This window comes from Brucella anthropi (assembly GCF_046630315.1).
Taxonomy (GTDB): domain Bacteria; phylum Pseudomonadota; class Alphaproteobacteria; order Rhizobiales; family Rhizobiaceae; genus Brucella; species Brucella anthropi_A.
In genome coordinates this window covers 110,444-131,624 of the sequence record NZ_LQBD01000037.1, presented here as the reverse complement: position 1 = coordinate 131,624, position 21,181 = coordinate 110,444, and the positions used below count along the sequence as shown (strand labels likewise).

The window sequence follows — 21,181 nt, the reverse complement described above, 5'->3', positions numbered from 1 at the left end:
CGCGCGCCCGATCCGGCAGGATCGGCCCCCGTTCCGGATGGAGGGACCGGTATGGTGAGCGAACAAGAGACGAAACTGTCGCCCATGGAACTGGATGAAGCCAAGGCGCGCGCGCTTGAGGAAAAGTTCGATTCCGAGATCAGGTTTCGCCCGCTTGGCCCGCTGGCCGCGCGCCTCGTGGGCGGGCTTTTGATCATACTCTCCCTCTTCCACTATTACACGGCAGGCTTTGGCCTCCTGCCGGAGATGATGCAGCGCGGCATCCACCTTTCCTTCGTGCTTGGCCTGGTGTTTCTCGTTTTCCCGTTTTCCCGCAAGGGCTACGACCAGCCCACCACCTCGACCTGGCTGCGGCCGCTTGGCATTTCCATCATCGACTGGGCCTTGGCAATCATCGCGGTCGTGTCGGTCGCCCATGTGCCGCTGATCCCGCTCGACGATCTGGCTTTCCGCGTCGGCAACCCGACCACAACCGACGTTGTCCTGGGCGGCCTTCTCATCCTTGTTCTTCTGGAAGCGACGCGGCGCTCCGTCGGCTGGCCGCTGCCGATTATCTCGATCCTGTTCATGCTCTATGCCCTTTACGGGCAGCATATGCCGGGCATTCTCGTGCATCCCGGCGCCAGTGTCAGCCAGCTTGTCGACCATCTTTATCTGACGACGCAGGGCATCTACGGCATCGCGCTCGGCGTGGTTGCCACTTACGTCTTCCATTTCGTGCTGTTTGGGGTTTTTGCAACCCGCATCGGCCTCGGGCAGCTGTTTCTGGATTGCGCGGCCTGGGTCGCCGGCCGTTTTGCGGGCGGCCCGGCAAAGGTTTCCATCTTCGGCTCGGCCCTGTTCGGCATGATTTCGGGCTCTTCCGTCGCCAATACGGTGACGGTCGGCTCGCTGACCATTCCGGCGATGATCCGGCTCGGTTACAAGCGCCACTTTGCCGCCGCCGTGGAATCGGCATCATCGACAGGCGGACAGATCACCCCGCCAATCATGGGCGCGGCCGCCTTCCTGATGATCGAATTCCTGAACCTGCCTTACACGACGATCATTCTGGCGGCCATCATACCGGCCTTCATGCATTTCTTCGGCGTTCTGATGCAGGTGCATTTCGAAGCCAAGCGCAACGGATTGCGCGGCATGACGAAAGAGGAACTGCCTGACCTGAAGGAGGCCTTCAAGCGCGACTGGCCAACCGTCATTCCGCTGATCGTGCTGATCGGGGTGCTTTTGTCGGGCTATACGCCCTATATGGCGGCGTTCTGGGGCATCACGCTGTGTATCGCGGTGGGATTGCTCAATCCGCGCAAGCGCATGTCCATCGGCGAGATCTTTGACGGCTTGCGCGACGGGGCAAAATACGCCCTTGCCGTCGGTGCGGCGGCGGCAACCGTCGGCATTATCGTCGGCGTGGTGACGCTGACGGGTGTCGGCTTCAAGATTTCCTATATCGTGACCTCGACGGCAGCGCAGCTTGCCGCCTATTTCGGCACTGTTCTGCCTGCCGCCTGGTTCGGCCCGCAAACGCTGACGCTGCTTTTCACGCTCATCATGACCGGGATCGTATGCATCCTGATGGGCTGCGGCATTCCGACGACGGCAAACTACATCATCATGGCAACCATTGCCGCGCCGGCGCTGGGGCTGCTGGGCGTCGAACCGATCGTGGCGCATTTCTTCGTCTTCTACTACGGCGTGCTGGCCGATATCACGCCGCCCGTGGCGCTTGCGGCCTATGCGGCGGCGGGCATGGCGGGCGCCGATCCGTTCAAGACCGGCAATACGGCCTTCCGGCTGGGGCTTGGCAAGGTGCTCGTGCCTTTCGTCTTTGTCTTTTCGCCGTCGCTCCTGCTGGTCACGTCCGATTTCAACTGGCTGGATTTCTTCGTGGCATTTCTGGGCTGCACCATCGGCATCACGGCGCTCGGTGCCGCATTGTCGGGCTTTTTCCTGGTGAGAACCAGGGCCTGGGAAAATATGCTGATGATCGTCGCGGCGATCCTGCTGGTCGCGCCGGAGATCTATTCATCGATCCTCGGGCTCTTGTTGCTGGCTCCGGTGGTGGCACGGCATCTTTCCGCCGTGCGACAGCCCCAGCCGGCCTAGCGGGAAAGCCGGCAGCAAGGCTGGTCAGAGCGCGTTTCTGGCGTCGAAAGGCCGGGGACGCTCGGAAACCGTGCGTGCGGCATTTTCGATGAGCGGCCCGAAACTGTCGCTGAAGCTTTCTGCCGACCATTCCTGCAAATTGCCGGCGACATGGATTGCTCCGATGGGGACGCCTTTTGCATCGGTAATTGGCGCGCCGATCGCTATTTCGTGGGGTAACAACTGGCGGCAGAGAACGGAATGTCCCCGTTTGCGCGTGGCATGGACCTGTTCCATCACCCCCGCAAGATCGGTAATCGTATAGGGTGTGAACGGGGTGAGATCGGAGCGGTTCACAATATCGGCAATCCGGTCGTCCGGCAGGCGCGACAGGACCGCAATGCCGCCAGCCGTACAATAGGTGGGAACCGCATTGCCGACGATGGTGGCGCTGAAGACTTCGTGCTTTGACGGCATGCGCAAGGCATAGACCACCCGGATATCATCGAAAAGCGATAAATCCACACGCTCGCGTACTCGCCGGCGCAGTTCCAGCATAACCGGATTGGCCCGTTGCAGCATCGGGTTCAGCCGCAAAAAGTCATGCGTCATATCCAGAATGCGCAAACCTGGGAGATAGCCGCGATCTTCCGGGTCGCGTGCGATCATGCCCAGTTTCATAAGCGAATTGACGATGCGCTGCGATGCACTGCGATCAAGGCCGGACGCGGTTGCTATCTGGGTCAGCGATAGGGGGTGCCGGGCGCTCTGGAAGGCGGACAGCACGGCGACCGTGCGCGCAACCGAACGGAGAAACAACGGGTCATCTTTGAATTCATCCGCCTCGTCAGGGTCAAAAGTGGATAGTCCGGTCAGGTCGCGAAATTGGTTCATGGGAATTAGCTTTAGTCGCCGTTCATGGATTGACAAGGAGCAAAATTGATCCCTATCATAAAAAAACAATATAGATGTATCGCTGACAGATACACGTGTTCGCCCTGGGGATAAATCGGTAAATGGGAGTATGCTCGTGCTCAAGCGCGTGGCTGTGGCTGGCTTCTTGCATGAAACGAACACTTTCGCGTCGGCGCCCGCCGACATGGCAGCGTTTCTCCAGGGTGGTGGATATATTCCGCTGTCTCGCGGCGAAGCGGTTCTGCAAAATGCGCGTAATGTAAATCTCGGTATTGCCGGCGCATTGGATTTCGCTCGCGAGGCTGGCTGGGAGATCGTGCCGATCCTGTGGGCCGGCGCCATTCCGTCCGCCCCGGTCACACGGGATGCCTATGAAGCAATCGTTTCGGAAATTGTCGACGGGCTCAAAGATTGCGGTCCGCTCGACGGGATTTTCATTGATCTGCATGGCGCTATGGTTGCCGCGCATGTCGAGGACGGCGAAGGGGAGCTTCTTGAGCGTGTCCGGAGGGTTCGCCCGACCGAGCCGCTCGCTGTCGCTCTCGATCTCCACGGAAACATCACGCAAAGGATGTTCGAACATTGCGACGTGATGGTGGGTTTCCGCACCTATCCGCATGTGGATATGGCCGAAACCGGCTACAGGGCGGCACAGGCGTTGCAGGCGCTGATGGACAGGCCGGAAGGTTGGCACAAGGCAATGCGGCGGGGGGACTACCTGATCCCGATCGCCTGGCAATGCACGGATGAGGAGCCGGCCAAAAGCCTTTATGCCATGACGGTCGACTTGCCTCAGAACGTTCTGACAGCATCGTTGTTCATGGGCTTCCCGGCGGCAGACTTTGCAGAATGCGGCCCATCGGCTTTCGCTTATGGCTGGGACCAGGAGGCCGTTGAGGCCAGTGCCGACAAGATCATCGCTGCGCTGGCTGCCGCCGAACCGTCCTTTGCCGGTATGGCTTACCAGCCGGAGGAAGGGGTGGCGAAGGCGATTGAGCTGGCACGGGATGCGCGCCGCCCGATCGTCATCGCGGATACGCAGGATAATCCGGGAGCCGGTGGCAGTTCCGATACGACCGGGATGCTGCGTGCACTTGTTGCCTGTGGCGCGCAGCGGGCTTCGATCGGCTGTATCCACGACCCGGAAGCGGCGAGGATCGCCCATCAGGCAGGCGAGGGAGCAGCGGTGGAAATCGCGCTTGGCGGCAAGTCGGGGATAGAGGGCGACGCGCCGTTCAAGGCGCGGTTCACCGTGGAAAAGCTTTCGGACGGCTTGGCGCATGCGACGGGTCCCTATTACGGCGGAACCTGGCTGAACATGGGGCCATCGGCCTGCCTGCGTCTGGGCGGAACGCGGATCGTCGTGACCACCAATCTCGCCCAGATGGCAGATCGCGCGCTTTATCGCATGGTGGGTATCGAACCGGAGAAGGAAGCCATTCTCGTCAATAAGAGCTCGGTGCATTTTCGCGCGGATTTTGCGCCGATAGCCGAAAAGCTTCTGGTTTGCACCGCGCCGGGTGCGATGCCGCTCAGCCCGGCCAAACTTTCATGGAGGCATTTGCGTTCGGGCATAAGGCTGGAGCCGCTCGGACAGGAATTCAAATAAGAACAACAACAACCTTCAGAGGAATCAAACAGATGCAGTTTTTCAGATCTCCCGAACCTGGCCCTGTTCTTCGCAGGCTGAAATATGGCCTCGCCGCTTCCCTGATTGCCTTGGGCGCTGGCAATGCATGGGCGGAAACCACGCTGACCGCCGTGATGCATTCGGATCTGCGCGTTCTCGATCCGGTCATCACGACGGCGCATATCACGCGCGATCATGCCTATATGATCTATGACGTGCTGATTGCCGTGGACGAGAACTTCAAGCCGCAGCCGCAAATGGCCGACTGGACCGTGTCCGACGACAAGAAGGTCTATACTTTCACGCTGCGCGATGGCCTGAAATTCCACGATGGAGCGCCTGTCACCGCGGCTGATGCCGTGGCTTCGCTTGAACGCTGGGCCAAGCGCGATGCTGGTGGCCAGCTTATCATGGACATTACGGATTCGCTCAAGGCGACCGACGACAAAACCCTTGTCTGGACCCTGAAGGAACCATTTGCGCCCTTCCTCGATACGCTTGCCAAGCAGGCGGCTCTGCCTCCCTTCATCATGCCTGCGCGTATTGCGGCGACGCCAGCCGATACAGCCATCACCGAACATATCGGCTCCGGGCCGTTCAAGTTCGTGCCCGGTGAATTCCAGCCCGGTGTCGGCGTGAGCTACGTCAAGAATGAGGATTATGTTCCGCGCAAGGAGCCGGCAAGCTGGATGGCTGGCGGCAAGGTCGTCAATGTCGACAAGGTGCGCTGGGTGACGATGACCGATGCGCAGACCGCCGTGAATGCCCTGACCAGCGGCGAGATCGACTATATCGAGCAGGTTCCGGTCGATCTCATTCCGTTGCTGGATGGCGACGACAGTATTGTTCTGGAACAGCGTGATCCCCTCGGATACCAGACGATGGGACGCCTCAATTTCAAGCATCCGCCTTTCGACAATCCCGATATCCGCCGTGCGGCTTTTCTGGCCATGTCGCAGGAGCCGGTGCTTGCCGCTCTGATGGCGGACCCGAACTATTACAAGGTTTGCGGTGCGATCTTTGGTTGCGGAACGCCCAATGCCACCAATGTCGGTTCCGAGAGCATCACCGGTAAGGGCAATATCGAGGAGGCAAAGGCGCTGTTGCAGAAGGCGGGCTATGACGGCAAGCCCGTTGTGCTGATGCAGCCGACAGATGTGACCAGCCTGTCGCCCCAGCCTGTCGTCGCGGCACAGCAATTGCGGGCCGCCGGGTTCAACGTTGATATGCAGCCGATGGATTGGCAAACGCTGGTCGGTCGCCGCGCGTCCAAGGACGAGCCGTCCAAGGGTGGATGGAATATTTTCTTCACGAACTGGCAGATACCGGAAATCTGGACGCCACTGAACTCGGTCATGCTGAATGGTCGCGGCGACCAAGGCTGGTTCGGCTGGCCGCAGGATGACAAGATCGAAGCGTTGAAGAAAGAGTATATCGCGGCGCAGACGCCTGAAGACCAGAAGGCCGTGATCGAGAAGATACAGGCCCATACGCTTGAGAATGTGCTCTACATCCCGCTTGGTGAATATAACCCGCCGCAGGGCCGTCGCGCCAATATCGTCGACATGATCGGTTCTCCCGTTCCGGTGTTCTGGAACGTGAAGAAGACCGAGGAGTAACCCTGCCCGCCGTTATCGCGCCCAGCCTGTTCCGGGCGCGATAACTCCCAGTCCACCGCGGCGCCGGTTTCTCCCGCCGGTTCCGCATCACGCGGGGCGTGCATATGGCTGTCTATCTGATAAAACGCATCTTTGCGCTGGTGCCGGTACTGTTGCTGGTATCGATTTTCGTTTTCCTCCTCCTGCGACTGACGCCGGGCGATCCGGCTGCAATTCTCGCGGGCGACGCTGCCACGACCGAGCAGCTTGAGCGCATTCGGGAGGCCATGGGCCTCAATGAACCGATCCTGACGCAATATTTCACCTGGATGGGCAAGATATTTCAGGGCGACCTTGGTGTTTCGCTGATTTCGGGCGTGCCAGTCCTGGACATGGTCTCGCAGCGCATCGGGCCGACAATTTCGATTGCCGTCCTGACCATCATCATCGCGGTTCTTGTTGCGATCCCGATGGGGGTGATTGCTGCATGGCGGCATCGCTCGTGGATCGACTATCTGGTGATGAGCTTCTCGGTGCTTGGCTTTTCGGTTCCCGTCTTTCTGGTGGGCTATGTGCTGCTCCTGATTTTTTCGGTCAATCTGGGCTGGCTGCCGGTGCAGGGGTTCAAGCCGATATCGGCCGGTTTCGGCGCCTTCATGGAACGGGCAATCCTGCCCGCGCTGACACTGGCTTCCATCTATATTGCGCTGATTGCCCGTATGACCCGCGCAGCGATGCTGGATGTTCTGGGCGAAGACTATATCCGTACCGCGCGCGCCAAAGGTGTGAGCGATCGCCGTCTTCTGTTCGTCCATGCCTTGAAAAATGCGGCGGTGCCGGTCGTCACCATTGTGGGCACGGGGTTTGCGCTGCTGATCTCCGGCGTCGTGGTCACGGAAAGCATCTTCAACATTCCCGGTATCGGCCGCCTGACGGTCGATGCGGTGCTTGCCCGCGATTATCCGGTGATTCAGGCCATGATCCTGCTGACGAGCGCGCTCTATGTGTTCGTCAATCTGCTGATCGATCTTTCATACACTTTGTTCGACCCGAGGATTCGTTATTGATGCGCACAGAACCGACATCGGCTGGCATGCACTGGATGCTGCGCCTGTTTTCGCTGCCGCGCGTCGCCCGCGTTGGCATCGGACCGCTGATTGCCGCCGTGCTTCTGGCTGCAATCATTCTTCTCACCCTCGTCTCCCCTTGGATCGCGCCTCACGATCCGCTGGCCATGAACCCGATGATGCGTCTCAAGCCGCCTTCAGACGAATATCTGCTTGGCACGGACAATTACGGTCGGGATCTTTTCTCGCGTATGATCCTTGGGGGGCGCATTTCTCTCCTGATCGGGCTTCTCGCGGCGGCGGCTTCCATAGCGGTCGGCGTATTCATCGGTCTTGTCGCCGGTTTCTTCCGAACTGCCGATGCGATCATCATGCGCATGATGGACGCGCTGATGGCGATGCCTTCGATCCTGATCGCCATTGCGCTGGTCGCGCTCAACGGACCTTCGATCGGCTCGGTGATCGTGGCGATCACCATTCCCGAAATCCCGCGTGTGGTGCGCCTGGTCCGTTCGGTCATTCTGAGCGCCAGGGAGGAGCCTTATGTCGAGGCCGCTTTGGCGCTTGGCTCCAGCACACCGAAAATCCTGTTCCAGCATCTTTTGCCGAACACCATGGCGCCGCTGATCGTGCAGGGCACCTATATCGTCGCATCGGCGATCCTGACCGAGGCGATCCTCTCCTTCCTCGGCGCTGGCATCAGCACCGAAATACCGACCTGGGGAAACATCATGGCGGAAGGGCGCCAGTTCTTCCGCATCAAGCCATCGATCGTGCTCTGGCCGGGACTTTTGCTGACGCTCTGCGTCCTTTCGATCAATCTTCTGGGCGATGCGGCACGCGATACACTCGATCCGCGCCTGAAAAAACGGGAGGGCTGACATGGAACTGCGAAATCGTGACTTTTCGGCAGAACCTGTCGTGCTGGAAGTGGACAATCTCGTTGTGGCGCTCCCCGGCGGCACGCCTGTCCTTCGCGGTGTGAGCTTCGATATCCGGAAAGGCGAAACAGTCTGCCTCGTCGGTGAATCAGGTTCGGGAAAATCCGTCACATCCCTGACGGCCATGGGCCTTCTGCCGCAGAATGCGCTGCGCGTGAAAAGTGGCGCAATCCGCCTCGACGGGCAGGACCTTTTGCAACTTTCGCCAGCCGATATGAAAAGGATGCGCGCCACGCGCATCTCGATGATCTTTCAGGAGCCGATGACCGCGCTCAATCCGGTGATGCGGGTTGGAGAGCAGATCACGGAAGTTCTGGATATCCATACCGGACTTTCGGCGGCTGCCAAGCGTGCCAGGGTCATCAATATCATGGAGCAGGTTCATCTGCCCGATGTGGAGCGCATCTACCAGAGCTACCCGCATCAGTTGTCGGGCGGTCAGCGCCAGCGCATCATGATCGCGATGGCGCTTATTCTGGAGCCTGTGGTTCTGATTGCAGATGAGCCGACGACAGCGCTCGACGTGACCACACAGAAGCAGATTCTGTCGCTGATCGCGGAATTGCAGGAAAAGCACGGAACTGCGGTTCTGTTCATCACGCATGATATGGGCGTCGTCGCCGAGATCGCGGACCGGGTCTGCGTCATGCGTAGCGGCGAGATTGTAGAGCGGGGCACCATCCGCCAGGTTCTGTCGGCGCCCCAGCAGCAATATACAAAGGATTTGTTGGGTTCCGTGCCAAGTCTCATCCCCCGCTCGGCGCGCGAGCAGCAGGAGCGCGAAGCGGTCATCCGTGTGCGTGATCTCGGCATGACTTATCGAAGCGGCGGTCTTTTCAGCAGGAAACCTGGCGTCAAGGCATCGCGCGAGGTCAGTTTCGATCTCCAGCCGGGGCGAACGCTCGGCATTGTCGGTGAATCCGGTTCGGGCAAAACCACCGTGGCGCGTTCGATCATGCGCCTGATCGAGCCGACGGAAGGCGAAATCGTCGTGGGCGGGCGCGATATCGCCCATCTTGGAAAACGCGAGATGAAGCCATTTCGCAAAAAGCTTCAGGTCGTCTTTCAGGACCCGTTCCGCTCGCTCAATCCGCGCTGGACCATCGAACAGAGCCTGACCGAAGGGCCGCTCAACTATGGCGTTCCCTATGAGGATGCCGTCACCGAAGCCAAGCGCCTGCTGAAGATCGTTTCCCTGCCGGAAGATGCCCTGAAACGATATCCGCACCAGTTTTCGGGCGGGCAGCGGCAGCGCATCGCCATTGCGCGTGCTGTCGCTCTTCGCCCGGATATTCTGGTTGCCGATGAAGCCGTGTCGGCACTCGATGTCTCCGTGCAGGCGCAGGTTCTCGATCTTCTGGCGCAACTGCAGAAGGACACCGGCATCGCGATCATTTTCATCACGCATGACCTGCGTGTTGCGGCGCAGATCTGCGATGAGGTGCTGGTCATGAAACGCGGGCAGGTCGTCGAACAGGGTAACGCCGCGGATGTGCTCGGCAACCCGTCCCATGACTATACACGCTCGTTGATCGAAGCCGCTCCGGGCCGCTTCTGGGATTTTGCGGCGGGCCGCCCCGCCGCCTGATCGAGGGGCTGCGGATCGCAGCCCCGGTCATCTTCAATGGTTCAAACAGGAATGAATCCATGCCCATCATACCGTTTATCGAGAAGAAAGCCGGCGAAATGCGTGCGGTTTTCGAGGATCTTCATCGCCATCCCGAAATTGGTTTCGAGGAGAAACACGCTTCAGGCGTTGTGGCTGGCCTTCTGGAAAAATGGGGCTTCGATGAAGTCCATACCGGTATCGCCGGAACTGGTGTCGTCGGGATATTGACGGGGCGCAACGGTGGCAATCGCCGCATCGGCCTGCGCGCCGATATGGATGCGCTGCCTATCGATGAAATTTCCGGCGTTCCCTATAGCTCGCAAAATCCCGGACGTATGCACGCCTGCGGTCACGATGGACACACGACGATGCTGCTCGGCGCCGCACAATATCTGGCGGCAACGCGCAATTTCGAAGGCAGTGCGGTTTTCGTATTCCAGCCGGCGGAAGAAGGTCTCGGCGGCGCGCGGCGCATGATAGCGGAGGGGCTTTTCGAGCGGTTTCCCTGTGATGAAATCTATGGAATGCACAATCAGCCCCTCGGCACACTCGGCAAGGCCGCGATCCGCAAGGGTGCCGCCATGGCGGGCGCCAGCTTCTTCGACATCAAGCTGACCGGCAAGGGCAGCCATGCCGCCCAGCCGCATAATGCGCGTGACGTGCTGGTGATCGGTGCCGATCTCGTCGGCCAGTTGCAGACCATCGTGTCCCGCAACATTCCAGCCACGGAAGCCTGTGTCGTCTCCTGCACGCAGTTCCATACGGGCAGTGCCTATAATATCGTGCCGGAAGTCGCCACGATCACCGGCACGATCCGTTATTTCGAACAGCGGGTCTGCGATCTTGCCGAAAGCCGCCTGCGTGAAATCTGTGCCGGTATCGCAGCAGGTTACGGCATTACGGTCGATGTCGATATCCGCAATGTGTTTGATGTTTTGCGCAACGATCATGAATTGACGGACGCCTATATCGCGGCAGCACGCGATGTCCTGGGCGAAGAAAACGTGACCGATGATTGTCCCGCCTTCATGGGCAGCGAGGATTTCGCGGACATGCTCGCCCGCGTGCCTGGCGCTTACATCAATGTGCTGCATGGCGGCAAAGCCGCCCTCCACAACCCCGCCTTTACGCTCGATCCCGCGACGCTGCCCATCGGCTCGTCGATCTATGCCCGGATCGTGGAAACCCGTCTGCCAGTGAATAAGGAACTTTCCGCATGAGTGCGCATGAATTGCCGTTTGATCTCGATGATATGATTGCGCGCCTGCGCCCATGGATCGAAACCGAAAGTCCGACCTTCGATGCAGCCGCCGTGAACCGCATGGTTGACGCTGCCGCCTATGATTTTGCCGCTGCCGGTGCGAGCGTGGAATTCATTCCCGGACGCATGGGCTTTGGTGGGTCGTTGCGGGCTCGTTTTCCGCATGCGGATCAGGGCAAGCCGGGTATTCTGGTTTCCGGCCATCTCGATACGGTCCATCCGCTCGGCGTCATCGATGTGAACCCTTATCGCCGCGAGGATGGCAAGATTTACGGCCCGGGGATTCAGGATATGAAGGGCGGCAATTTCGTCGCCCTTGAGGCAATGCGCCAGATTGCCCGTTCGGGGCTGGCGACAAACTTGCCGGTGACATTCCTGCTGACGCCCGATGAAGAAGTCGGAACGCCTTCCACGCGTGATCTGATTGAGCAGGAAGCGCTCAAGAACAAATATGTGCTGGTTCCCGAACCGGCGCGTCGTGACGGTGGCGCCGTCGTGGGGCGTTACGCGATTGCACGCTATAATCTTGAAACCGTTGGACGTCCGAGCCATGCCGGCTGGATGCTTCAGGAAGGCCGTTCCGCCATCCGCCGCATGGCGGAAAAGATCATCGATATTGAAGCGCTCACCACAGATGACTGCACCTTTTCGGTCGGTGTCATTCAGGCCGGACAATGGGTCAATTGCGTTTCGTCGAGCTGCAAGGCCGAAGCACTCAGCATGGCCAAGACCCAGCGGGATCTGGAGGACGGTGTTTCCCGCATCATGGCGCTTGCGGGCGAGAAAGACGATGTGGAGTTCATCGTCACACGCGGCGTGACGCGCCCCGTCTGGGAACACGGACAACCCCAGGATATGGCGCTCTTCAACTTCGCCAATGACATTGCGAAGGAGATCGGGTTCACGATGACGGCCCAGAGTTCGGGCGGTGGTTCGGATGGCAATTTCACAGGCGCGCTTGGTGTGCCGACGCTCGACTCCATCGGCGTTCGGGGCGAAGGCCTTCATACTCTGGGTGAGCATATCTTCGAGGACAGCCTGATCGAACGGGCGCGCCTCCACGCGGGCCTGTTCTTGCGGCTCAACTAGACCGGTTCCGGTTTAAATGGAATCGTCGGAACCGCTCTATCTATTTGTTTTAACGCATTATCCGACGCATCGAAGCGGGAGCGGAAATCAGCCCAGTGGACTGGTTTCCCCCGCATAGGCGCTTCGGACTTTTGGCTTGAAAATGCTCTAACCAACAACAGGTGCAGCCATGCGCGACGAGAAACGACTTGCGGCCCATGCGGTTTGGGGATTGAAAGAGGACGTCACGATCAAAGTGGACCGTTGGGGCGTGGCCCATATCCGGGCGAACAACCTTCATGATCTTTTCTTCGCGCAAGGGTGGAATGCGGCACGGGATCGCCTTTGGCAGATCGATATTGCGCGCAAGCGTGGTCTTGGCCTCCTGGCGCGCGATTTCGGCCCCGGTTATCTCGAACAGGACAGGGCGGCCCGGCTGTTTCTCTATCGCGGCGATATGGCGGCGGAATGGAAGGCCTATGGGCCGGATTCGGAAGAAATCTGTACGGCTTTCGCCAACGGGATCAATGCCTATGTCGATGGCTGCGATGCAGGCTCAATACCGCTTCCGCCGGAATTTGCACTGCTTGGCCATCGCCCTGACCGATGGAAGGCGGAAGACGTGGTGCGTGTGCGGACCCATTCGCTGACACGCAATGCATCTTCCGAACTGTTGCGGTCAAAGGTGATGGCCGCAGCCGGAAACGAACTGGGCGCAAGGCTTGATGGCTTGCGCAAGCAATTGTCGCACGATGTCCTGCCGAAGCCGGTCGATGGTTTTGATCCGGGGATCATGACGGATCGTGTTTTGCGTGATTTCAACCTCGCCGTCAGCCCTGCAACCTTTTCGAAAGATCGGCTTGCGGCCAGGCTTGAGGAGGCCGTTCTCTGGACGAGCCTTGCGCCGTCGGGCGAAATCGTCAGGGCTTCCTTTGAAGAGGGCTCGAACAATTGGGCAATTTCTTCTGAGAAAACCAGTACGGGACGTCCGATACTGGCGCTTGATCCGCATCGGACACATGTTTTGCCGTCTATCCGTTACGTTGTGCACCTGTCGATGCCGGGGCTCGATGTGATCGGCGCCGGTGAACCGATGGTGCCGGGCATATCGATGGGCCATAACGGGACTGCCGCTTTTGGCCTCACCATTTTCGGGGCGGATCAGGAAGATATCTATGTCTACCGGACCCGCGAAGATGATCCCGGACAATATGCCTATCAAGATGGTTGGGAAAAAGTCACGACCGTTACGGAATCCATTCCGGTCAAGGGCTATCCGGACCAAACGACGACGCTGGAATTTACCCGGCATGGTCCCGTCATCTATCGGGACGTGGAGAACAATCGGGCTTTCGGGCTGCGAACCGTCTGGATGGATGCCGGGATGGCGCCTTATATGGCCAGTCTCTCGGTCATGAAGGCAAAAACCTATGCGGAATATGCCAAGGCGCTGAATGGATGGGGTTGTCCATCGGTCAACCATATTTACGCGGATACGGCCAATTTGATTGCGTGGAAACCTTCCGGTGCGACGCCCATGCGTCGGAATTGGGATGGCTTGCTGCCCGTTCCGGGCGATGGACGCTATGAATGGAACGGTTATCTGCCGCCGCAAGCGGCGCCATTTGAAGTCAATCCTGAACGCGGCTTTATCGCGACCGCCAATGCGATGAACGTGCCGGATGATTGGGCTGCTGCAAATCCGGCCATCGGTTATGAATGGCTCGACAGCAGCAGGCATGACACGCTGCACCGGGAACTGTCGCGTGATACGCCGATTTCGCTTGAGGATTGCGCGCGATTGCAATGTTCGACCTTTTCACCGATTGCCGCGCGCGCGCTGAAATGCCTGAAGGCGATGCCGGGTCCGATCAGCGAGACATCCGCGTGGCGACTGCTTCAGAACTGGGATGGCGATCTGGCGGCAAATTCAGCGCCTGCGGCTTTATTCGAGGTCTGGTTCAGCAAGCATTTGGGCCCGCTTGTCGCCCGACAGGAAGGTGCGGACCCGTCTATCATTGCGATGCTCATGCCGTTCGATGCTCCCGGCGTCGTGGAATGGCTGGAAAAGGCGGTGCCGAATGGCGAGCCCCACAAGGATATTGCGCAGAGCCTTGATAACGCCTGGGCGGAATGCCTGTCATTGATGGGCGAGGAGCCCGAGGAGTGGTCGTGGGGCCGCATTCATCACCTCAAGCTGTCTCATCCCTTGCAATCCCTGACGGATGCCGTTTGGTCTCCTGATGCTATGGAGCTGGGTGGCAGCAGTTCCACCCTCAATTATGCCAATTACCGCCTCAATGATTTTTCCGTTCTGGCCGGACCATCGGTTCGGATGGTGATCGATGTGGGGGAATGGGACAACAGCCTGTTTGTCAACAATCCGGGGCAATCGGGCGTGCCGGGCTCGTCCCATTATCAGGATCTTCTTGCCCGCTGGCGCGATGGTATCCATTGTCCGCTGGTCTACTCACAAAAAGCGGTCCAGGCCGCGACCATGCGTACGATTGTGCTGGAGGCATAACTGGCTGGCATCGTTGTTCAAGGCGCAAGTTCGCCGAGCCTTGTTCAGCGATCTGGTGTCTACGTTTGCCTGATACAAATCACGTCCGCTACCAAAACCGTATGTCGGGCGCCCGACAGTTTTCTAGCGCAATGGACGTAACATGCTGGAAAGATTAAGGGTTCGAATGGTGGGCGTGACAGGGATTGAACCTGTGACCCCTACGATGTCAACGTAGTGCTCTCCCGCTGAGCTACACGCCCATTCGATGTGGCGCATACACCATATCGCGTTGCGCCCGTCAATGCCCTTTTATGAAGTTTTTTCGTCTTTTTGTTGATGACAAAACAAAGGGCCGCAAATCCAGCGGATCGCCTCAGGCGGCGATCAGCATTTTTTCGATTTCGTTCACCAGGTCACGCAGGTGGAACGGCTTGGAAAGCACTTTCGCGTCCCGCGGCGCATCCGAATCGGGATTGAGCGCAACCGCGGCAAAGCCCGTAATGAACATGATCTTCAGGTCCGGATCGATTTCCGTCGCGCGACGCGCCAGTTCGATGCCGTCCATTTCCGGCATGACAATGTCCGTCAGCAGGAGCGAAAAAGGTTCTTCCTGCAATCTTTCATACGCGCTCGCGCCATTGTCGAAGTGCGTTACGTGATAACCGGCCTTTTCCAGCGCCTTGACGAGGAAACGGCGCATGTCATTGTCATCTTCAGCTAGAAGGATTCTCTTCATTGTTCCGTCCGAATTCTGTGTCGTGTTCATCGCCCAAAAGCTGACCCTCAACGACTCGATATCCACCGTAGAAAACGCTTCTTTGGTAAATATGGAATGAACGCTCGCGTGAATGTTAATTGTTATGGCGCCTGTTTGGCAACAAGCTGTTCAGTGTGACAGGATTGTCGCATATGCACGCCGCCCCGGCGTCGGCGGATTCGTTTGTCTGCCATTTGCGCGCATGGATCGTCTGACGTAATTTGTTATGGTACTGACGGGAAAGTCGTCCGATGGTCCAGATGTTTCGGTTGAGAACGGGTGAAGAATGAGTTTGGAGCGCGATTTTAGTCTGATACCGCCCTTCGAGATATGCGCTCCGGCGGAACAGCGTATTCCGTTTGTCTTCAATTCCCCGCATAGCGGGCGTTATTATCCGCATTCCTTTGTTGAAGCCTCGCGCCTCGACGCCTTGAGCATACGCAATTCGGAAGACTGCTATGTGGACGAGCTGTTCGCTTCGGCAACAAGGCTTGGCGCCCCCCTGCTCAAGGCGCATTTCCCGCGTGCTTTTCTCGATGTGAACCGTGAGGCCTACGAGCTCGATCCGCGCATGTTCGACGAGCCATTGCCGCCTTTCGTCAACAGTCAGTCCGCGCGCGTGGCAGGCGGGCTTGGCACCGTGCCGCGTCTGGTGGGCGAGGGGCAGCTGATTTATCCGGGGCGCATTCCGCTGGCTGAAGCCTTTTACCGGATCGAAGACCTCTACAAGCCCTATCATCAGGCGCTTGATGCGCTGCTCCAGTCGACCCGGCAGCGTTTTGGTTATGCGGTGCTCATCGACTGCCATTCCATGCCGGGCGGAACGCGGCCCGGTGAAGTCGGATCTCGCCCGGATTTCATCGTGGGGGATCGTTTCGGCCGGTCGTGCAGCGAAAGGCTGACACAGGCCGCCATCGATCTGTTGCAGGATCTGGGCTACACGGTCGCGCACAACAAGCCCTATGCGGGCGGCTTCATCACCGAGTATTACGGACGGCCTGCCACGGCCTGCCATGCCTTGCAGATAGAAATCAATCGCAGCCTCTATGTGAACGAGCAGACCCTGCACAAGCTTGCCGGTTTCGAAGCGCTCTGCGCCGATCTGCATGGATTTCTGAGCGATCTGACATCCCTGCCGGACGATCTTTTTATCGCGCCGCCTCTGGCCGCCGAATAGCGCGTCCCCTTGCTGCATTTTCACGGATAAAAAGAACCGCGCCCGAATGATACGAGCGCGGTCAAAGACTAGGGAGGAAATGCCCCGAAAGGCATCGACAGGAAAACCTGTCTGGGATTTAAGTTACGTCTGAATGGCGTCAACGTCAAGAAAATGCGCATATTTTTTGGGCTATTTTCATCATGCTCAATATATAGGCAAAATTAGCATGGTTTGCACAATTCTGCGCCATGTCTTGGAAACAGGAGTTCGGGGTTGCTGATCGACAAGGCATTTTTTTCCGAAGTGGCTGCTGCGGCGGCCGCTGAAACGCTTCCGCGTTTTCGTCAGTTGACGGAAATAGACAACAAATACAGCGTCGGTTTCGATCCGGTGACGGAAGCGGACCGGGCGGCGGAGCGTGCGATTCGTGCGGTGATCGGCGAGGCTTTTCCCGATCACGGTATTCTTGGCGAAGAATACGGGCCGGAGAATATCGACCGCAGCCATGTCTGGGTCATCGATCCCATCGATGGAACGCGCGCCTTCATTTCCGGCCTGCCGGTCTGGGGCACGCTTCTGGGCCTCACCGTCGATGGCGATGCCAGGGCCGGAATGATGTCGCAACCCTTCACAGGCGAACTGTTCTACAGCGATGGTGACGGCGCTTATCTCCAGCGGGCCGATGCCGTGCCGCGCCGCCTTTCCGTGCGCAAGAACGCCGCATTGGAAGATGCAACCTTGTTCACGACCACGCCAGCCCTTTTCAAGGGTGAGAGCCGCAAGGGGTTCGACCGTCTGGAGGGCGCTGTCCGGCTGTCGCGCTATGGCGTGGATTGCTATGCCTTCGCGATGCTGGCAAGCGGCTTTACAGATATTGTCGTGGAGGCCGGTTTGCAGCCCTATGACATTGTTGCGCTCATTCCGCTGATTGAGCAGGCCGGCGGCGTGGTGACGCAACACGATGGCGGTCCGGCGGAAAAGGGCGGTGATATTGTCGCCGCCGCTTCTCCCGCGCTGCACCAGGCGGCACTTGATCTGCTGAACAGCTAGGTCCTGCCTCTGGTTAAATGCCGGAGGCCATGGGTTCGATGGTCTCCGGCATGATTTCCACTTCCGATGAGCCGGGAATGAAGGCATCGAAGGCGGCCCATAACTGTTCGCGGTAGAAGTCGGCTTCCTGGAGCATTTCGTGGCGTGCGCCGATGATCGTCGTCAGCGAGATATTGCGCGTGCGCGCCACGAAGCGCTCGATCACCGGCGTCGAAACCACGCGGTCGGCGCCCGCTGCGACAATGAGGACAGGTACGGTCGGCCCATCATAAAAATAAGGCTGGTTGATGCGTCGCGCGGTTTCGAGCGCACTCCAGAGCCAGCGTGCCGTTGGCCCGCCAAGCGCCAGGTCCGGGCAAAGGCGCGCGATCTCCATATTGCGTGTGAAGCGTGCGGGGTCGCTGGTCAGCGGGTTGCCTGCAAAGGGACGCGAAGCCAGCCTGCGCCCGCCGGAGGCATAAATTCGCCCGAGGCCGAGCCACCGAAAGGCAGAAGCGATGCGGCGCACATTGTCGTCGCTGAGTTTTTGCCCATCCAGCCCCATGAAGGGCGCACAAAGCACCATGCGGCTGATGCGCGATGTCAGCCGGCCCATCGATGCAAGCGCGACCAGCGCACCGGCGGAATGGCCGAGAATGTAAAAGGGCGGCGGGCAGTCGGGAAGCGCGATCTGCTTGAGGATAAGGTCAAGGTCATCGGAATAGTCGTCGAAACTGCGCACATAGCCGCGCTGACGATCCTTCAGCAGCCGGTGTGAGCCACCCTGTCCGCGCCAGTCGAAAGTCACGACCGCAAAGCCGCGTGCGGTCAGCTCGGTCATGGTTTCAAAGTATTTTTCAATGAATTCGTTGCGCCCCTGAAGCAGGATCACCGTTCCCCGTGTCGGCCCCGTTTCGGGTTTCAGGATGGCATAGCGCAGGGTCTTGCCGTTCATCGCTTCCAGCAGCCCGGCTTCTATTGCGTGCGGAACGGGGTTCGCATCGGTTTCGAAAAGCAGTTCCGACATCCGATTGCGTGGCCTTTCTGTTTCAGATTGTCATGAGCGCTGTCAGCATAATGCGGCAATTGATGATAAAAAGTAACCGGAAGTTCGATTGCGAACTTCCGGTTCAGAGAACAGCCGTGCAAGGGACGTTACGCCGGCTGGTCTGTTGGGAAAGGGTGCTTAATAACCGCCGGGACGACGCTCGCCGACGATGCGGCCCGAATAGGCATCGACCATGAGGATGACACGGCGACCGCTGGGGCGCGTGGCGCGCACGAAATAGGTATCGCGGTTCAGGCGCATATCGCCGACATCATAGCCGCGGCGTTCCAGCGAGCGGGCGATGCGGCGCGGCCCCATGACGTCGCGGCGGGCATAGCCGTCACCCCAGCCGGGCCTGTGATCGGGGCCGCCATCCCAGCCGGGGCGGGGGCCTGGATAGGGACGCGGCGGGCGGTAGCCATCGTCGTCATAATATTGAATCTGAACGCGCAGGCCGCTATCGGCTGCAAGGGTTGGTGTCGCAAGGCCGGTCGCGACGGTGGCAAGTGCGGCAAAAGCCAGAACAGCTTTTTTCATAACCGTGATCCTTCATTGAACCCGCTTTGCAGCGGACATGGGGGGACATTAGCCCCAAGCGGCTGAACGCTTGCCAAAGATGATGTTCATTTTGGGTTCATTGTGCGGCCTGTCCCCAAAATGTAGGCCGCTACTGATCAGGAGTTGTTACGCGGCGTGACAGCGCGTGTTTTTCACTCTTCGCCGCCAGCGGGCTTGAAATAAAAACGCTCCATTCCCAAATGAGTTTTGCGGTCGCCTGAAAGGGGCCGTCGGCATCAAGGAATTCGCCAGAAGGGAATTTCGCCGCCGTGTATGGTCCCGAAAGCGCCCGGCGCTCTTCGAAAAAGACCATGCTGAAACAAGCATCATGTCGCTCTAAAGGAGGGCTAATACATGCGTCACGTCGATTTTTCCCCGCTCTATCGTTCCACGGTCGGTTTCGATCGGCTTTTCACCATGCTTGATACGCTCGCTTCGCCGGAGGGCAACCAGTCCTATCCGCCGTATAATATCGAGCGCACGGGTGAGAACACCTATCGCATCACCATGGCGGTCGCGGGTTTTTCCGAAAGCGAACTCGAAATCGAGGCTCATCGCAACCAGCTGACCGTCAAGGGCCAGAAGGCTGATGAAACCGCATCCGATGTGGGTGAAGTGCTTTATCGCGGCATTGCCTCGCGTGCTTTCGAGCGCCGCTTCCAGCTTGCCGATTTCGTTGAAGTCGCGGGTGCGAGCCTCAAGAACGGGCTCCTGCACATCGACCTCAAGCGCGAGATTCCTGAACAGATGAAACCGCGCAAGATCGAAGTCACCAAGGCTGGTTCCGACAGCGCCCAGCAGATCGAGGCGAAAACCGCACACTAAATCCGGTTGATCGTGAATAAGAAAAGGCGGCGCTTTGAGCGTCGCCTTTTTGCTTCTGCGGATATCAAGGCGTGTCAGGCGATCATGTCGCCGAAACGGTCCACTTCTTCTTCCGTATTGGCGAAGCTGGTGACAAAGCGGGCGAATATCTCGCCCTCGCCGATGCGGTCCACTTCCGCATGGGGCGGGTTCCAGTCATAGAAGACTGCGCCCGCATTGCGCAGGCGGTCATAGACCGACTGTTTCATGATGGCGAAAACCTCGTTTGCTTCCGGCTTCCAGGCAAGCCGCATCTGGCTCGATGCATGGATGTGGCTGGCAAGGCGTGCGGCAAGCCCGTTGGAATGGCGGGCGAGGTCACGCCAGAGATCGTCCTGCAGATAGGCGTCGAACTGCGCGGCGATAAAGCGCGTCTTGGAGAAGAGCTGCGCCGCGCGCTTGCGGATGAAGGGCAGGTCTTTGGCGCGGGCCGGATCCATGAAGACCAGCGCCTCGGCGCACCAGCAGCCGTTTTTCGTGCCGCCGAAGGAAACAATGTCCACGCCGAGTTTCCATGTCATTTCGGCTGGCGTCATGTCCAGCGAGACAAGCGCATTGGCAAAGCGCGCGCCGTCCATGTGCAGCGGCAGTCCGGCATCGCGGCAGATCTGCGAAATGGTGGCGATATGCTCCGGCTGGTAAAGGGTGCCCACTTCCGTCGCCTGGGTGATGCTGACGGCCATGGGCTGGCCCGCATGAACGAAGGCGGGGTTGAAGCGCTTCAATTCGCGTTTCAGAAGCTCGGGATCGATGCGGCCCAGCGCGCCGTCGATCGGGTGGAGCCGTGCGCCGCCGGTGAAATATTCCGGCGCGCCGCATTCATCCTCGATCACATGCGCCTCGCGGTGCACCAGCGAAACGCCGCCCGGACGGTTGACGCTGGCCAGAGCCAGCGAATTGGCGGCCGTGCCGGTGCCGACGAAGAAAACCGCCACTTCACGCTCGAACAATTCGTTGAAGCGCTGCTCCACCCGCTTGTCGATCTCGCTTGCGCCATAGGCCGCCGCAAAACCGGCCGCATGCAGCGAAAGGCTTTCGGCGATTCTGGGATGGGCGCCCGCCCAGTTGTCTGAAGCAAAATGCACGTGT

At 59.1% G+C, this 21,181-nt stretch carries 18 protein-coding genes and 1 tRNA gene; 12 read left to right on the top strand and 7 right to left on the bottom strand.

Going from position 1 to position 21,181, the window contains the following annotated elements:
• Positions 1–51 precede the first annotated feature (51 nt).
• Positions 52–2,103: a TRAP transporter permease gene (locus AVM02_RS17395; protein ID WP_411508167.1), complete on the top strand. Its 2,052-nt coding sequence runs from the start codon at positions 52–54 to the stop codon at positions 2,101–2,103.
• A 24-nt stretch (positions 2,104–2,127) separates the two neighbouring features.
• Here the strand turns inward: AVM02_RS17395 and AVM02_RS17390 are convergent, their stop codons facing one another.
• Positions 2,128–2,976 (bottom strand): IclR family transcriptional regulator, encoded by an 849-nt coding sequence (locus tag AVM02_RS17390; RefSeq protein WP_411508166.1) that lies wholly within the window; start codon positions 2,974–2,976, stop codon positions 2,128–2,130.
• A gap of 130 nt (positions 2,977–3,106) precedes the next feature.
• Here AVM02_RS17390 and AVM02_RS17385 point away from each other — a divergent pair, with 130 nt between their 5' ends.
• The 8 genes from AVM02_RS17385 to AVM02_RS17350 all read left to right on the top strand — a co-directional run bounded on the left by AVM02_RS17385 (position 3,107) and on the right by AVM02_RS17350 (position 14,695).
• Positions 3,107–4,606 carry a M81 family metallopeptidase gene (locus AVM02_RS17385; protein ID WP_411508165.1) on the top strand — a complete coding sequence of 500 codons (1,500 nt, stop codon included), beginning with the start codon at positions 3,107–3,109 and terminating at the stop codon, positions 4,604–4,606.
• Positions 4,607–4,638: 32 nt separating this feature from the next.
• Entirely contained in the window at positions 4,639–6,246 is a 1,608-nt protein-coding gene (locus tag AVM02_RS17380; RefSeq protein WP_411508164.1) for an ABC transporter substrate-binding protein, read from the top strand.
• Between the two features lie 104 nt (positions 6,247–6,350).
• The gene (locus AVM02_RS17375; RefSeq protein ID WP_411508163.1) at positions 6,351–7,292 is read left to right on the top strand and encodes an ABC transporter permease; all 942 of its coding nucleotides are present in this window, start codon (positions 6,351–6,353) and stop codon (positions 7,290–7,292) included.
• Between the two features lie 35 nt (positions 7,293–7,327).
• Positions 7,328–8,173: an ABC transporter permease gene (locus tag AVM02_RS17370; protein ID WP_411508212.1), complete on the top strand. Its 846-nt coding sequence runs from the start codon at positions 7,328–7,330 to the stop codon at positions 8,171–8,173.
• Position 8,174: 1 nt separating this feature from the next.
• On the top strand, positions 8,175–9,821 hold the full coding sequence (locus tag AVM02_RS17365) for an ABC transporter ATP-binding protein (RefSeq protein ID WP_411508162.1): 1,647 nt from the start codon (positions 8,175–8,177) through the stop codon (positions 9,819–9,821).
• Positions 9,822–9,880: 59 nt separating this feature from the next.
• The gene (locus tag AVM02_RS17360; RefSeq protein WP_411508161.1) at positions 9,881–11,062 is read left to right on the top strand and encodes a M20 aminoacylase family protein; all 1,182 of its coding nucleotides are present in this window, start codon (positions 9,881–9,883) and stop codon (positions 11,060–11,062) included.
• Positions 11,059–12,192, top strand: a complete 1,134-nt coding sequence (locus AVM02_RS17355) for a M20/M25/M40 family metallo-hydrolase (protein ID WP_411508160.1) — start codon at positions 11,059–11,061, stop codon at positions 12,190–12,192. The genes AVM02_RS17360 and AVM02_RS17355 overlap by 4 nt, the downstream gene beginning before the upstream one ends.
• 169 nt (positions 12,193–12,361) lie before the next feature.
• The gene (locus AVM02_RS17350; protein ID WP_411508159.1) at positions 12,362–14,695 is read left to right on the top strand and encodes a penicillin acylase family protein; all 2,334 of its coding nucleotides are present in this window, start codon (positions 12,362–12,364) and stop codon (positions 14,693–14,695) included.
• Between the two features lie 167 nt (positions 14,696–14,862).
• On the opposite strand, the gene AVM02_RS17345 is transcribed toward AVM02_RS17350, so the two are convergent.
• Together AVM02_RS17345 and cpdR are read right to left on the bottom strand one after the other, a co-directional pair.
• Positions 14,863–14,937 (bottom strand) — tRNA-Val (locus AVM02_RS17345).
• 113 nt (positions 14,938–15,050) lie between these two features.
• Positions 15,051–15,413, bottom strand: coding sequence for a cell cycle two-component system response regulator CpdR (cpdR, locus tag AVM02_RS17340; protein WP_002966536.1), 363 nt, complete (start codon positions 15,411–15,413; stop codon positions 15,051–15,053).
• A gap of 307 nt (positions 15,414–15,720) precedes the next feature.
• Here cpdR and AVM02_RS17335 point away from each other — a divergent pair, with 307 nt between their 5' ends.
• Together AVM02_RS17335 and hisN are read left to right on the top strand one after the other, a co-directional pair.
• Positions 15,721–16,611, top strand: a complete 891-nt coding sequence (locus AVM02_RS17335; RefSeq protein ID WP_411508158.1) for an N-formylglutamate amidohydrolase — start codon at positions 15,721–15,723, stop codon at positions 16,609–16,611.
• Between the two features lie 255 nt (positions 16,612–16,866).
• Positions 16,867–17,643, top strand: a complete 777-nt coding sequence (gene hisN, locus AVM02_RS17330; protein ID WP_411508157.1) for a histidinol-phosphatase — start codon at positions 16,867–16,869, stop codon at positions 17,641–17,643.
• Positions 17,644–17,656: 13 nt separating this feature from the next.
• Here hisN and AVM02_RS17325 read toward each other — a convergent pair whose 3' ends face one another.
• The 3 genes from AVM02_RS17325 to AVM02_RS17315 all read right to left on the bottom strand — a co-directional run bounded on the left by AVM02_RS17325 (position 17,657) and on the right by AVM02_RS17315 (position 19,541).
• Complete coding sequence (locus AVM02_RS17325) at positions 17,657–18,649, bottom strand: alpha/beta fold hydrolase (protein ID WP_411508156.1); 993 nt, start codon at positions 18,647–18,649, stop codon at positions 17,657–17,659.
• Positions 18,650–18,808: 159 nt separating this feature from the next.
• Positions 18,809–19,207 (bottom strand): antifreeze protein, encoded by a 399-nt coding sequence (locus tag AVM02_RS17320; protein ID WP_411508155.1) that lies wholly within the window; start codon positions 19,205–19,207, stop codon positions 18,809–18,811.
• Positions 19,208–19,337: 130 nt separating this feature from the next.
• Positions 19,338–19,541, bottom strand: a complete 204-nt coding sequence (locus AVM02_RS17315) for a hypothetical protein (protein WP_411508154.1) — start codon at positions 19,539–19,541, stop codon at positions 19,338–19,340.
• A 41-nt stretch (positions 19,542–19,582) separates the two neighbouring features.
• Here AVM02_RS17315 and AVM02_RS17310 point away from each other — a divergent pair, with 41 nt between their 5' ends.
• Positions 19,583–20,053 (top strand): Hsp20 family protein, encoded by a 471-nt coding sequence (locus AVM02_RS17310; RefSeq protein WP_411508153.1) that lies wholly within the window; start codon positions 19,583–19,585, stop codon positions 20,051–20,053.
• Positions 20,054–20,127: 74 nt separating this feature from the next.
• Here the strand turns inward: AVM02_RS17310 and AVM02_RS17305 are convergent, their stop codons facing one another.
• On the bottom strand, positions 20,128–21,177 hold the full coding sequence (locus tag AVM02_RS17305) for a threonine aldolase family protein (RefSeq protein ID WP_411508152.1): 1,050 nt from the start codon (positions 21,175–21,177) through the stop codon (positions 20,128–20,130).
• Between the last annotated feature and the right edge of the window lie 4 nt (positions 21,178–21,181).